The organism is Aeromonas sp. YN13HZO-058, assembly GCF_001921245.1.
In the GTDB taxonomy this organism is placed as follows: domain Bacteria; phylum Pseudomonadota; class Gammaproteobacteria; order Enterobacterales; family Aeromonadaceae; genus Aeromonas; species Aeromonas allosaccharophila.
Window position 1 is genome coordinate 13,886 of sequence record NZ_MQSY01000009.1, and the last position, 13,785, is coordinate 27,670.

At 58.1% G+C, this 13,785-nt stretch carries 15 protein-coding genes and 1 tRNA gene; 10 read left to right on the forward strand and 6 right to left on the reverse strand.

All coding sequences use genetic code 11. From position 1 onward, the window contains the following. The first annotated feature begins 4 nt into the window (after nt 1–4). Both pcp and BSP75_RS00910 read left to right on the forward strand, forming a co-directional pair. A complete protein-coding gene (pcp, locus tag BSP75_RS00905) occupies nt 5–649 on the forward strand; it encodes a pyroglutamyl-peptidase I (RefSeq protein WP_075111909.1) in 645 nt (214 codons plus the stop codon). After that, entirely contained in the window at nt 646–1,110 is a 465-nt protein-coding gene (locus BSP75_RS00910) for a gamma-glutamylcyclotransferase family protein (protein WP_075111910.1), read from the forward strand. The genes pcp and BSP75_RS00910 overlap by 4 nt, the downstream gene beginning before the upstream one ends. Nucleotides 1,111–1,175: 65 nt before the next feature. On the opposite strand, the gene BSP75_RS00915 is transcribed toward BSP75_RS00910, so the two are convergent. Next, nucleotides 1,176–3,068, reverse strand: coding sequence for a methyl-accepting chemotaxis protein (locus BSP75_RS00915; protein WP_075111911.1), 1,893 nt, complete (start codon nt 3,066–3,068; stop codon nt 1,176–1,178). A 261-nt stretch (nt 3,069–3,329) separates the two neighbouring features. Then, a tRNA-Trp gene (locus BSP75_RS00920) sits at nt 3,330–3,406 on the reverse strand. Nucleotides 3,407–3,607: 201 nt separating this feature from the next. On the opposite strand from BSP75_RS00920, the gene BSP75_RS00925 reads away from it, so the two are divergent. The 5 genes from BSP75_RS00925 (at nt 3,608) to BSP75_RS00940 (ending at nt 6,517) form a co-directional block, all read left to right on the forward strand. After that, nucleotides 3,608–4,150 carry a hypothetical protein gene (locus tag BSP75_RS00925; RefSeq protein ID WP_075111912.1) on the forward strand — a complete coding sequence of 181 codons (543 nt, stop codon included), beginning with the start codon at nt 3,608–3,610 and terminating at the stop codon, nt 4,148–4,150. Between the two features lie 99 nt (nt 4,151–4,249). Continuing rightward, nucleotides 4,250–4,444 carry a hypothetical protein gene (locus BSP75_RS21390; RefSeq protein ID WP_148140577.1) on the forward strand — a complete coding sequence of 65 codons (195 nt, stop codon included), beginning with the start codon at nt 4,250–4,252 and terminating at the stop codon, nt 4,442–4,444. Further along, the gene (pyrB, locus tag BSP75_RS00930) at nt 4,425–5,345 is read left to right on the forward strand and encodes an aspartate carbamoyltransferase (protein WP_042063824.1); all 921 of its coding nucleotides are present in this window, start codon (nt 4,425–4,427) and stop codon (nt 5,343–5,345) included. Before BSP75_RS21390 ends, pyrB begins: the two co-directional genes overlap by 20 nt. 15 nt (nt 5,346–5,360) lie before the next feature. Continuing rightward, nucleotides 5,361–5,825: an aspartate carbamoyltransferase regulatory subunit gene (gene pyrI, locus BSP75_RS00935; RefSeq protein ID WP_042063767.1), complete on the forward strand. Its 465-nt coding sequence runs from the start codon at nt 5,361–5,363 to the stop codon at nt 5,823–5,825. 200 nt (nt 5,826–6,025) lie between these two features. Beyond that, entirely contained in the window at nt 6,026–6,517 is a 492-nt protein-coding gene (locus tag BSP75_RS00940; RefSeq protein ID WP_042063766.1) for an ArgR family transcriptional regulator, read from the forward strand. A gap of 130 nt (nt 6,518–6,647) precedes the next feature. On the opposite strand, the gene BSP75_RS00945 is transcribed toward BSP75_RS00940, so the two are convergent. The 4 genes from BSP75_RS00945 to arcA form a co-directional block, all read right to left on the reverse strand. Continuing rightward, complete coding sequence (locus BSP75_RS00945; protein WP_075111913.1) at nt 6,648–8,054, reverse strand: YfcC family protein; 1,407 nt, start codon at nt 8,052–8,054, stop codon at nt 6,648–6,650. Between the two features lie 123 nt (nt 8,055–8,177). Next, on the reverse strand, nt 8,178–9,182 hold the full coding sequence (argF, locus tag BSP75_RS00950; protein ID WP_017409770.1) for an ornithine carbamoyltransferase: 1,005 nt from the start codon (nt 9,180–9,182) through the stop codon (nt 8,178–8,180). 79 nt (nt 9,183–9,261) lie between these two features. Then, entirely contained in the window at nt 9,262–10,188 is a 927-nt protein-coding gene (gene arcC / locus BSP75_RS00955; RefSeq protein ID WP_042657318.1) for a carbamate kinase, read from the reverse strand. A gap of 62 nt (nt 10,189–10,250) precedes the next feature. Further along, complete coding sequence (gene arcA / locus BSP75_RS00960) at nt 10,251–11,471, reverse strand: arginine deiminase (RefSeq protein ID WP_042063762.1); 1,221 nt, start codon at nt 11,469–11,471, stop codon at nt 10,251–10,253. A 747-nt stretch (nt 11,472–12,218) separates the two neighbouring features. On the opposite strand from arcA, the gene BSP75_RS21755 reads away from it, so the two are divergent. The 3 genes from BSP75_RS21755 to BSP75_RS00970 all read left to right on the forward strand — a co-directional run bounded on the left by BSP75_RS21755 (nt 12,219) and on the right by BSP75_RS00970 (nt 13,510). Beyond that, nucleotides 12,219–12,395: a hypothetical protein gene (locus tag BSP75_RS21755; RefSeq protein WP_171971570.1), complete on the forward strand. Its 177-nt coding sequence runs from the start codon at nt 12,219–12,221 to the stop codon at nt 12,393–12,395. A 97-nt stretch (nt 12,396–12,492) separates the two neighbouring features. Then, on the forward strand, nt 12,493–13,140 hold the full coding sequence (locus BSP75_RS00965; protein ID WP_042063761.1) for an AAA family ATPase: 648 nt from the start codon (nt 12,493–12,495) through the stop codon (nt 13,138–13,140). 1 nt (nt 13,141) lies between these two features. Then, complete coding sequence (locus tag BSP75_RS00970) at nt 13,142–13,510, forward strand: CopG family transcriptional regulator (protein ID WP_075111914.1); 369 nt, start codon at nt 13,142–13,144, stop codon at nt 13,508–13,510. Nucleotides 13,511–13,785: the final 275 nt, after the last annotated feature.

Below are 13,785 nucleotides of genomic sequence, written 5' to 3' on the forward strand. Positions count from 1 at the left end.
GATGATGAAAGTTCTGATTACCGGTTTTGACCCCTTCGGCGGCGAGCCCATCAACCCGGCGTGGGAGGCGGTGAAGCGCCTGCCAGACACTATTCTGGATGCCACCGTGATCAAGGCGCAGATCCCCACCGTATTCGGCAAGTCGGCTACCCTGCTGGCGGCGCTGATGCACCAGCACCAGCCGGATGTGGTGATCAACGTCGGTCAGGCGGGCGGTCGCTTCGCCATTACCCCGGAGCGGGTCGCCATCAACCTCGACGACGCCCGCATCCCCGACAACGAGCAGCAACAGCCTATCGATGAAGTGATTCAGGCCGATGGCGCACCGGCCTACTTCTCCCGTCTGCCCATCAAGGGGATGGTGCAGCGCATCAAGGAGAACGGCATTCCGGCGGCGGTCTCCAACACCGCGGGCACCTTCGTCTGCAACCACATCATGTATCAGCTGCACTACCTGATCGAAAAAGAGTTCCCGGCGGTGCGCGGCGGCTTTATCCACGTTCCCTACATCACCGAGCAGGTAGCGGACAAGGTGAACCAGCCCTGCCTCGCCATGAGCGAGATCACCCGTGCGCTGGCGCTGGCCATCGAGGCGGTGGTACTGCAGCAGGATGGCGACCTCAAGGTCGTGGGCGGCGAGATCTCATGAGCCTCGGCCAGCCACGCCCGCTGTTCGTCTACGGCAGCCTGATGGACGGGCTGTTCAACTACCGGCGCTATCTGGCTCACCACGTGAGCCAAGCCCCGCGACGCGCCCGGGTGCGCGGCGCCCTCTATCACCTGCAGCACAAGGGCTATCCGGCCCTGCTGCAGGGGGATGACTGGGTCTATGGCGAGCTGTTTGTGCTGGACGACTTCCCCAACGCCATCGCGGCGCTGGACGAGATGGAGAACTTCCACGGCGAGGATGATCCGCAGAGCGAATATCTGCGCCAGCTGGTCGAGGTGGAGATCTTCGACCCGGCGCAGGGGCGTTATGTCAGCCAGCAGCTGGCCTACCACTACCGCTACGTGGTACAGCACGACCCCCAGTGGCAGCAGGGCAAGCACTACCTGCCCGACGGCAACTGGCGCGCCTTCCATCTGGCGCAGCTGGAGAGCGCCGCCTGACGGCCACCAGCAATTAAAAAGGGCAGCCCGCGGGCTGCCCTTTTTCATGGAAGATAGCCTGAGGATCAGAGCCGGAAACGGCCGATCTCCTGCTCCAGCCGCTCGGTCAGCGACTTGAGCTCGGCCGCCTGCGCCGCCTCGTTGCCCGCCTGCTCGGCCAGCTCTTGCGAGACGTGGCGGATATTCTCGGTATTGCGGCTGATCTCGCCGGTCACCGAGGTCTGCTCCTCGGCCGCCGCCGCGATCTGGGTCGCCATGTCGCTGATGGAACCGATCGCCTCGTTGATCCGGCCAAGGCTCAGGTTGGCGGCTTCCGCATCCTCCACGCTGGTGCCTGCCAGCTGACGGCTGGTCTCCATGCCACCCACGGCGCGACGGGTTGTCTGCTGCAGAGTTTCGATCATCTGCTGGATCTCGTCGGTGGAGTCGTGGGTACGGCGCGACAGTACCCGCACCTCGTCCGCCACCACCGCAAAACCACGGCCTTGCTCACCGGCCCGGGCCGCCTCGATGGCGGCGTTGAGCGCCAGCAGGTTGGTCTGCTCGGCGATGCCGCTGATGGTGGCCAGGATGCCGCTGATCTTCTGGGCATGGCTGTCGAGCTCGTTGATGATCTGGCTGGCATCGGCCACTTCGTCCGCGAGCCCCGTGATGCTGCGCTGACTCTGGCCAACCTGGGATTGACCGGCGACCGCCAGTGCAACCGCATCGGTGGCGGTGGTGGCAGCAAACTCGGCGTTGCCGGCGATCTCCTGGGTGGCGGAGGCCATCTCGGTCACTGCTGTCGCCACCATCACGATCTCGTCCTGCTGTTGACGCACCCGCTGACTGCGGGCCTGCGCCCCGGCCGCCTGGGTGCGGGACTGGGCCGCCAGCTCGACGGTCACGTCCCGCAACCGGCTAACGATGCCGTGCAGCCGCGCCACGAACTGGTTGAAATTCTGGGCCAGCTGACCCACCTCATCCTTGCTGTGGGTGTTGATGTGAACGGTGAGATCCCCCTCGCCGTGGGCGATGTCGTGCAGGGCGTGCGCCACCCGACCGAGATCGGCGAACAGGTATTTGAAGGTGGCGGTGAGCAGGGCGCTGAACACCAGCATCAGCACCAGCGTCAGCCCCACCAGCTCCCACAGTAGGCTGCTGAGCGGCGCCTCCAGCACATCGCGATACATCACCATGGCCAGCAGCCAGTCAGTGCCCGCTACCGGTTGTACTGCCAGCAGCACATCCCGCCCGTCGAGGGTAGCTGCGTGCAGCTCGCTGTTTTCGCGGCCCCACTGCTGGAAGGTGGCGGCCGAGAGTCCCGGCGCCAGCTCGGCGATGGGCTTGAGCGCCAGATCCTTCTGCGGATGGCCGACGATGAGGCCGCTGCTGTCGAGCAGCATGGCGTAGCCCTCACCCTGCACCTTCATCGCCAGCACTTCGTCGATCAGCTTGTCGAGCGCCAGGTTGGCCCCCACGGCACCGACCAGCTCGCCCTGATGGCGCACCGGCTCGGAGAGGGTGACCACCAGCTTCTGCATGGTGACGCTGACATAGGGAGCAGTGACGATCAGCTGCCCCGCCTTCACCGCATCCTGATACCAGGGGCGCTCGCGCGGGTCATAGTTGCCGGTGTTGAGGGAAGGATCCTGCCGGGTCATGACCCCCTGCGCGGAGCCAAAATAGGTGAGGCCGAACCCACCGGAGGTGTAGGCCTGCTTCAGGTGCGGCACCAGCTCGGCTTGGGGGTTGTCGCTGATCAGGTTGACCAGCGCATGGACGGTATTCTTGCGATCCGCCATCCATTCGCCGATCGCGACCGAGTAGGCGTGACCATAGTTGACCGCCTCGCTCTGGATGGCGTTCATGGTGCGGGATTTGAGGGTGTGAAAGGCAACGATACCGAGCAGTGATGCCATCAGCAGCACCACGCCAAGACTGGTGGCCAGCAGCTTGCCGCGCAGAGAGAGGGTCATGACGACGAATCCTTGTTGTTGTGTCAGGCAGGGAAAACCCTGATGTATCAAAGGCTATCGGCCGCAACATGAACAGACTTTAGTGAATCTGTATATTTTTACATCCATCAACAACAGGGATAGCTATCAGAAATTGGTTGCTCGCTATTCCATGCTACCGAGCGGCAGAACAATCAGGAGGAGAAACAGAGGGACGGGAGGGGCAGAGGGCGAACGCCAGAAATGCGAAAGGCCAGCTCAATGAGCTGGCCTTTCTGAAAATGGCAGGGGCGGCAGGACTCGAACCCGCAACCATCGGTTTTGGAGACCGCTGTTCTACCAATTGGAACTACGCCCCTGCAACAAACGAGGCGTAGTATACAAAGTGGAGATCAAAGGTAAAGGCTTTTTTTACGCTTTTGATGCGATTGCACAAATCCCGAACAAGTCTCGGTTGTTTGTGCAGCAAAGCGGGATAACTTGCTGTATTTGCAGCCCTGCCGGGGTAGGAATGGGACATAAATGGGGGTAGGGTGAAATCAGGTACCGGGAGGCCACTTATGCTCAATTACCGATTGCTCCAACAACTGGCGCCCCTCAACTTCAGGGATGAACGCAAGACAGAGTCCCTGCCCGCTTATCTTGAACGGGTCGCACCGCTGGTGCCCTTTATTCCTGAAAATGTGCTCTCCCAGTGGATTTACCGTCATTGGCGCGGTTTTGAGTCCAACTGGAGCTTTATCGATCTCGCCAGCCATCAGTTCACCTGTGAAAGCTGGCCCACCGCGCAACTGGTGGATCAGGTGGACTCCCGCCATATGGAGGTGATCGAACGCTGGGGCGAGATGCTGCGCAGCAATCGCTATGTGCGCCGCTCCTGGCTCGGCGAGAAGATGCTGAGCGAAGGCACCTGGCCGGAACCTGTCATCGTGCTGGCGCCCGCCGAGGGGTGCAGTTACCCGAACGGGCAACCGCTGCCGCAACCCTACTGCCTGCTGGAAGGGCACCACAGACTCGGTTATTTGCGTGCCATGGCCCGCGATGGGGAATCGCTGCAAGAGACGCACAGGGTGTGGATTTGTCGTCCTGTTCACGCCACTTAAACGTTTTTCATGCTGAAATTGGCATCGGAAATAAAATTTTGACAATTAAAAAAGCGGCCCTATAATCTGTCCGGTTTTGAAAAAGGTCGGGACGAAACGATGCAGTTTTTGATTCAGAAAACAGCCTTGCAGACGGGTGGTGCGCACCAGAGCGGCCCCGTTGTTTTCGGTTCCCACCCCAAGGATCCCCAGTTATTTTTAAAAAAAGCCCCTGTTTCAGGGGCTTTTTTTTGTGCCCGAAAAACCTCCAATGATGTCAAAGGGAATGCAGACGATGACCAATCCACTCTATAAGAAACATGTCATCTCCATTTCGGACCTGACCCGGTCAGAAATGGAACTGGTAGTCTCAACCGCACAACGGTTGAAGGCTGAACCTGACACCAGCCTGTTGAAAGACAAGCTGGTTGCCAGCTGCTTCTTCGAAGCCTCCACCCGCACCCGCCTCTCGTTCGAGACCGCGGTACAGCGCCTCGGCGGCAACATCATCGGCTTCGCCGACGGTGGCAACACCAGCGCCAAGAAAGGCGAGACGCTGGCTGACTCCATCAAGATCATCGGCTCCTACTCGGATGCGGTGGTGATGCGCCACCCGAAAGAGGGCGCGGCCCGTCTGGCTGCCGAGTTCTCCCGCGTGCCGGTCATCAACGGCGGCGACGGCTCCAACCAGCATCCGAGCCAGACCCTGCTCGACCTGTTCACCATCCATGAGACCCAGGGTCGTCTGGACAACCTCAACGTCGCCTTCGTCGGTGACCTGAAATATGGCCGCACCGTGCACTCGCTGGCCCAGGCGCTTAGCCTGTTCAACTGCCGCTTCTTCTTCATCTCCCCGGAAGCGCTGGCGATGCCGGACTACATCTGCGAAGAGCTGGAAGAGAAAGGCATCCCGTTCAGCGTCCACCAGACCATGGAAGAGGTGATGCCGGAGCTGGACATCCTCTACATGACCCGCGTCCAGAAAGAGCGCTTCGACGAGACCGAATACAAGCATATGGCTGCCAAGTTCGTGCTGGAGCTGGCGACCCTAGAAGGGGCCAAGCCCACCATGAAGATCCTGCATCCCCTGCCCCGCGTCGACGAGATCGATGTGGCGGTCGACAAGACCCCCCACGCTTGCTACTTCCAGCAGGCGGAGAACGGGGTCTATGCACGCCAGGCGCTGCTGGCACTGGTACTGAACGAAACTGTCTGAGCTTAGGGGAATATCATGTCTGACAAGAACCAACTGCAAGTCGAAGCCATCCGTCACGGCTCCGTCATCGATCACATCCCCGCTGGCCAGGGCATCAAGATCCTCAAGCTGTTCCAGCTGGTTGAAACCCAGGAGCGGATCACCGTCGGCTTCAACCTGAAATCCGGCGCGCTGGGCAAGAAGGATCTCATCAAGATCGAGAACACCCGCCTGACCGAACAGCAGGCCAACCAGCTGGCGCTGTTCGCCCCGAAAGCGACCGTCAACATCATCGAAGACTTCAATGTGGTGAAGAAGCACCAGCTGGAGCTGCCGGAGTTCATCGCCGGGGTGTTCCACTGCCCCAACTCCAACTGCATCTCCCACAACGAGCCGGTGGACAGCTACTTCCGGGTGCGCGAAGTGAAAGGCGTGGTACGGATGAAGTGCAAGTATTGCGAGAAGTCCTTCACTCAGGACATCGTCAGCGAGCGTGACTAATATCTGATTGGGCCCTGCGGGGCCCATTTTTGAACCCTGTCACATCACCAAATTCCCAGTCAGCTATAATTTGCCATCCCAAGATGGTAATGCCCGTTCATTCCCTGCATATAGATGGATTATCAGTGTTTTTAGCTGATAACCGACAGCTATAGCAGATATCGCGCGTTTACCTCCGGTCATCGTCAAAGGAATTCGCCGTGGTCAAAACCCTCAGTCGTCCCGTTGCCCAAGAGCCCGATCTGGCCCAGCTGGATGCCTGTCGCCAGATCATCGGTCAGCACTGCTACAGCACCCAGGAAGAAATCCGTCGCGAGCTGTCAGAGCGAGGCTTTGCCGACATCAGCCAGTCCACCATCTCCCGCCTGCTGCGCCGCCTCGGCGTGGCCAAGGCGCAGAATGCCAACGGCAAGAAGGTCTACACCCTGGTAGACGATCAGCTGGAGCCCGCTGGTAGCACCCGCTCGATCCACGACATGGTGCGCGAAGTGGTGCACAACCAGCAGATGGTGCTGATCCACACCACCCCGGGGGCCGCTACCGTGGTAGCCCGCCTGCTGGATCGCAACGCCAATCCCGAGATCATGGGCGCCGTCGCAGGCAATGACGTGGTGCTGGTCGCGCCGCGCCATATCAGCCGCACCCGTCAGGCCCACGCCGCCGTGGTGCGCACGCTGGCGCAGGCCCGCTAAGCCATTTCCCCTAAATACATCGAGGCGACCCGCGGGTCGCCTTTTTGTTGCCTGCTATGTTGTACCCATCACTTCTTGTGCCCATAAAAACGGGAGCCCGCAGGCTCCCGTTTCATCTTGCTTGTCACTCTCAGGAGAGCATGGCGCCCAGGCTCAGGCAGACCACGATCAGCACGGTCAGGATACCGAGCAGCGGAGCCACCCACTTCAGCCAGCGCACATAAGGCACCTTGGCGATGGCCAGACCACCCATGACCACGGCGGAGGTCGGGGTCACCAGGTTCACCAGACCGGAGGCAGACTGGTAAGCAGTCACCACCAGATCGCGGCCCACGTTGGCGAAGTCGGCCAGCGGCGCCATGATCGGCATGGTCAGTACGGCCAGACCGGAGGAGGACGGCACCAGGAAGGAGAGCACCACTTCCAGCACGAACATCACGTTGATAAAGACAATGGTGGAGAGGCCGGTCACGATCCCTTCTGCACTGTGCAAAATGGTGTGAGTGATCATGCCGTTATCCATCACTACCACGATACCGCGGGCGATACCGATGATCAGCGCTACACCCAGCAGGTCGCGGGCACCGTCGATAAAGTTGGAGGTCAGCTCCTCTTCGCTCATGCGGGAGATGATACCGACGATGATGGCGGCAGCCAGGAACACGCCGGAGATCTGCGCCATCCACCAGCCCAGCACGGCCACACCGTAGATCATCACGGCGAAGGCGGCGACGAAGATACCCAGCACGATTTTACGGGTCAGGGTGAACTCCAGCATCTGGTCACTCTTGTTGCCAAGGAAGTGGGCACGGTTCTCTTCCCACTTGTCAGCCACCAGAGATTTGCTCGGATCGCTGCGCACCATCTTGGCGTAACGCATGACGTAGGCAACACAGAGCAGCCAACCGGCGACCAGCATGGCGACGCGCAGCCAGATACCATCGGTGAAGGAGATACCGGCGGCGTTGGCCGCGATAACAGTAGCAAACGGGTTGATGGTGGAACCGAGAGTACCGATACCGGCGCCCAGCAATACGGTTGCGGCCGCCACCACAGGGTCAAAGCGGGCAGCCATCATCACCGGCACCAGCAGGGTGTAGAAAGGCAGCGACTCTTCGGCCATGCCGTAGATGGTGCCACCTGCGGCGAACAGCGCCATCAGGATCGGGATCATCCACTCTTCCCGGCCGCGCAGGCGGTCGGTCACACGTTCAATACCGGCATCGATGGCACCGGTCTTGGTCACAATGCCAAGAAAACCACCGATGATCAGGATAAAGAGGGAGACGTCGATGGCGCCTGCCTCATAGGTGTCGTGGTTGTAGAGGCCATCGATAGGTGCCAGCAGCACGTCGACGATCCCCTGGGGATTCCCCTCTACCAGTTTGTAGGTACCCGCCACCGGCACTTCTTTGCCGAGGGCTTCGTTCATGGTCATCTCATATTTGCCGGCCGGCACTATCCAGCTCAGGGCGGCCACCAGGGCGATCAGCACAAACAGTATCGTGTAGGCTGACGGGAACTTGAATTTGGTCATGGTCCAGCTTCCTTCTGTGGGTGTGGTATCCATGCAGGCTGCGGGTCGTAGGGTTAGAGGTATTATGCCGCTGTCACATGGTCGAAAAGCCGGGGGTCGCCCCCCGGCACCACTACTGCGACCTTAGTCGCCCAGCGTAGCAACCATCACTGCCTTGATGGTGTGCATCCGGTTTTCGGCCTCGTCGAACACGATGCTGTGCTCGGATTCGAACACGTCCTCGGTCACTTCCAGGCCTTTCATGCCATATTTGTCAGCCACTTCCTTGCCCATGGTGGTCTCGTCGTTGTGGAACGCCGGCAGGCAATGCATGAACTTCACATCAGGATTCTTGGTAGCGTTGATGACATCCATGTTGACCTGATACGGGGTCATCAGTTTGACGCGCTGATCCCAGGCTTCTTTCGCTTCACCCATGGAAACCCAAACGTCGGTGTAGAGGAAGTCGGTACCCAGCACACCTTCTTTGACGTCTTCGGTCAGGGTGATGCGCGCGCCGGTCTCTTCGGCGATCAGGCGGCACTTGGCAACCAGTTCCTCTTCCGGCCAGAACGCTTTCGGTGCGACCAGACGGATGTCCATGCCCATTTTGGCGGCGCCGACCATCAGGGAGTTACCCATGTTGTTGCGGGCATCACCCAGGTAGGCGAACTTGATTTGATCCAGACGCTTGCCCTTGCCGTGCTCCAGCATGGTCATGAAGTCTGCCAGGATCTGGGTCGGGTGGAATTCGTTGGTCAGGCCGTTCCAGACCGGGACACCGGCGTAGGCACCCAGCTCTTCCACGATTTCCTGACCGTAGCCGCGGTATTCGATACCGTCATACATGCGGCCCAGTACACGGGCGGTGTCCTTCATGGACTCCTTGTGACCGATTTGAGAACCGCTCGGGCCAAGGTAGGAGACTTGCGCGCCCTGGTCGAAGGCCGCCACTTCAAATGCACAACGGGTACGGGTAGAGGTCTTCTCGAAGATCAGGGCAATGTTTTTGCCGGTCAGGTGTTTGCGCTCGTAGCCACCGTATTTGGCTTTTTTCAGGTCGATGGCCAGGTCAATCATGTATTGGATTTCGCGCGGGGTGAAGTCCAGCAGTTTCAGGAAGTTACGGTTACGCAGATTAAAAGCCATGATGAGTTCTCTCTATATTTGTTTCAGACCAATTCGGGCAGTAGTGTTGACTACGCATTCTCAGTACAAATTTCGGTAATTACGCATTCACGGTGCGGGTGGCGACGATATTGGTGCCAGCTTCACCCTTGAGGATGGCAAGACCATCTTCCAGCGAGCCGATCCCGACCATGCCACCGGTCGCTTTGACAAATTCACAAGAGGCTTCGACTTTCGGTCCCATGGAGCCTGCATCGAACTTGACCCCGGCCAGCTCGTCCGGGCTGGTGACCCGCAGCGGGTGCTGGGTCGGCTTGCCCCAATCCAGATAGACGGCATCGGCGTCGGTCAGGATCAGCAGGGCGTCGGCCTTGATCTGCTTGGCCAGATAGGCAGCAGACATGTCTTTGTCGATCACAGCTTCGATGCCGGTCAGGCACTGACCATCCCAAGTCACCGGAATGCCGCCACCACCGGTACAGATGATGAGGTGGCCCTGGGCAATCAGGGTTTCGATGGCGTCGCCTTCGACGATGCGCTGGGGCAGCGGGGACGGCACCACACGGCGGAAGAACTTGCCGTCAGCCTTGACGACCCAGTGCTTCTCTTCTGCCAGGGTGCGGGCTTCCGCTTCTTCATAGACGGGGCCGATAAATTTGGTCGGATTGGCAAACGCCGGATCCTTGGGATCAACCTGCACCTGAGTCAGCAGCGCCGTGACGTTGCGGCTCGGCATCAGATTCTTGAGCTCCTGAATCAGCATGTAGCCGATCATGCCTTGGGACTCGGCACCCAGCACATCCAGCGGATAAGGAGAAACCTTGGTGTAGGCGCTGTTTTGCAGGGCCAGCAGGCCGACTTGCGGGCCGTTGCCATGCACCAGCACCACGTTGTACTCCTGAGCGATCAGGGCGATGGTCTTGGCGGCAGTGGCGATGTTCTTGCGCTGGATATCCGCTTCCAGTGGCTCACCACGACGGAGCAGTGCATTGCCACCCAGAGCGACGACGACAGTTGGTTTTTTCATAGTGGTTAATCTCGATTTTGGGTCTGTGTGGCGCCAGCCTCTGCCGGCGCCACGCCGTCTCATCAGATGCTGTCGCGTTCCATCGGGCAGCTCATGCAGCGGGCGCCGCCGCGGCCACGACCCAGTTCATCACCCGGAATGGAGAGAACTGTGATACCGGCCTTGTCATATTTCTCGTTGGTGTAGGTATTGCGCTCGTAACCCACCACCACGCCGGGACGTACGGTCAGCACGTTGTTGGCGTCGTTCCACTGCTCGCGTTCGGCTTCGAAGCTGTCACCGCCAGTGGTGATGATCTTCAGCTGATCCACGCCCAGCGCTTTCTCGATAGCGGTGACGAAGTAACCCTCTTCCTTGATGTTCATGCCAGTGGCGCCGCCCGGAGTCAGGCTCCAGCACTGCACGTCCTTGCGGATCACTTCCGGATAAACGGAGAAGGTATCGACATCCATATGGGTCATGACGGTATCCAGGTGCATGCAGCTGCGGTGTTTCGGCAGTTCCATGGCGATGACCTGTTTGGCCTGACCGTGTTTGAACAGGCTGCGAGCCAGGTGCTCGACCCCTTGCGGAGTGGTGCGCTCGGACATGCCAATCAGCACGGCACCGCGGCCGATAACCAGTACGTCACCACCCTCGATGGTGGAGTTGTCGTAGTCACGCTCCTCGTCACCGAAGTACTTGATGAAGTCCTGACCGGCAAACATCGGGTGCCAGCGGTAGATAGCCTTCACGTGGTTGGTTTCGCGGCGACGAGCCTGTTTGGCCATCGGGTTGATGGAGACGCCACCGTAAACCCAGCAGGAGGTGTCACGAGTAAAGAGGTGGTTGGGCAGCGGCTCGATGATGAAGTCGGTCGGTGCATGCATGCCCACAACCATGTTGACGCCGTGATAAGGCATCTCGGAGTAGGTCAGGCCACCGGAGAGAATGCGGGCCAGTTCGCGGTGCGGCATGTCTGCCAGGAAGCAGCGCACGTCGTTGGCAAAAGAAGAGCCGAGGCGGTAGTCGGAGACCTGATGTTGCAGCAGCCATGTTTTGGCTTCCGGCACATCCAGAGTCTCGGCCAGCAGATTGGTCAGCAGGAAAACTTCGACATTCTGATCGCGCAGTACCTGAGCGAATTTGTCGTGCTCCTGACCGGCGCGTTCAACTGACAGGACGTCATCGAACAGCAGATCCTGGCAGTTGGAAGGAGTCAGACGCTTCAGACTGAGGTTGGGGCGGTGCAACATGACACGGCGCAATTGGCCAACTTCAGAACCTACATAAAATTTGCTCATGATTATATTCCGTCTAGCAGTGGTCCCTGCGAGTGATTGAATAGATTCCTTCTATTCATGCTCGTGGCTAAGGCGGGATATTCTTTATGTAGGGTACTCGGCTTATGTTCTATCCTGCCCTTGCCTTTCGAGACCGAGGTTAGACCTGCGAACCGATGCAAACTTAGACACTGATCACATTCACTCAGAACTGAATATATTCACCGTTCAATCTATGACCCCGGTAGCAAATTGCACATTTCCCACACAAAGCACATTGAATAGCCATGCACAACCACCCCGCTATATTTCAGGTTGATTCAGTTTTTATTCATGCAGGCTCACTGGCAAGATTAAATTCAAAAAACAAAATTCGTTAAAAATCATAATAATAAATGGTTTTTAAAATAAATTCTGAATATTACTTCCTGTGTATTGAATACATCGGCGTGACAAGAGGAACTCGGGGGAAATAAATACTCAGATCGAGCACACTCACTGCATAAATCTTTTCTTGTCCCAGATCATGGCATTGATGCCAACCCCATCAGGCAAGGCCTCATCAGCCATCACCTCTTTATGCGGTTCAACTTAATATGCACAAAGTTCGCATCGAGGCTGGCAACCATCCTCGTCAGTCACCACAACGCCTTTTGATACTTTTTTCATTAATTGAATTTATTCGTCCCACCTTGCGCTGGCGCCAACCTCGACTTAACTCAGAAAGTGATCCAGATCACACTGAAATGGCACTACCAAGGAGTTGTTATGAAGATGAAACCCATGCTGTTGCTCGCGACTTTGCTGCTCTCTGCGCTCCCGACCTTCATTCAAGCTGAAGGAGCCCCTGCCATGCCCATGGTGGTATGCCATGTCGACCAGGCCCCCCAGATGCTGGTGCCTGACTATGTCTGCCGCTGGCAGGGAGGCAGCGTTCATTACTAATCGACACAACGAGAGGAGCATCACTCCTCTCGCCTTGTGATGAGGCTGGCCCCTCCTATACTGAAATCAGCGGTTTTCTTATGGATAGGGGAACGTCATGATCTTGTTGGTCGGTGGAGAGAAGGGGGGGAGTGGCAAGAGCTGCCTGGCACAAAATCTGGCGGTCTACCTCAGATCCCAATTTCAGGGGGAGGTGTTACTGGTCGACTGCGACCCGCAGCGCACCACCTCTGACTGGATTCAGGAGCGCAACGACAACCCGGAGCTGCCACAAATCAACTGCGTTCAGCTCTATGGCAATATTCGCAACGACTTGCTCAGCCTGAAAAACCGCTACGACTACGTCATCGTCGATTGCGGCGGACAGGACAACCGGGCACTGCGCTCCACCATGGCTGTCGCCACCCACGCCCTGATCCCCTTGCGCCCGAAACGCCGCGACCTCAAGACCCTGCCCCATATGGAAGATCTCATCACCACCTGCAAGATGGTCAATCCGACGCTTAATGCAGCCGTAGTGCTGACCCAGTGCCCCGCCCTGCCCAATCAGGTAAAACGCATTCTGGAGGCGAAAGAGGTCTGCGCCTCATTCGGTGTCGATGTACTGAACGCCATCACCTATGGCCGCAACGTCTACGACGACAGCGAAGAGAAGGGGCTGTCGGTGATGGAGATCGAGCCAGATGGCAAATCCGCCGAAGAGATCCGGGCCATCGCCAAAGAGTTCCTGCAAGTGGGGGTGTGAGATGGGTCTGGCCGATCTGAAGAAAAAGCACCAGCTGCATCACCAGAAGAAGTTCACCGTCGACGAATTTATCGAAGATGCGGAGTTCTACGCCAAGGGAAAACCCAAGGTGGTCAGCCTTGAACTGAGCCTGCATCGTGATGAAGCCCTGTCGGCGCTGGCCTTTATCGAGAGTGGCGAGCATCTGAGGCCCAGCTACAAGAAGGCTACCTTCTCCATGAGCACGGTGGCCATCGACGAGCTGGGCAATCTGACCCAGCAAGATGGCATGAACAAATCCCTGTTGCTGCGCCTCTTTACCCACTACTTCTCTTCGCTCACCCCGGAAGAGCGCCAGACCATCTATGAGCGACTCAACCAGCGCTCATAATTTCTCCATTCAGCCGCTCTTTTTGTGCCCCGCCAACCCACCCCGAATGACCATCATCAGACTGCAGAATATGTTTCCAAAGTAACCAAAAGGCCGTGTAAGAGATCTGCCATTCAACATGTAAGCCAGCAGCCAAAAACATCCTCGAGATAATCGGAAGATAGGATCTTAAAACATGAATGGGACACACTTAACATCATGTTTATAAATGAATAAATCGAAACACACCGCTTTCGGAACAGATAATGACAAAAACGTTTTCCAATCTGACGTTG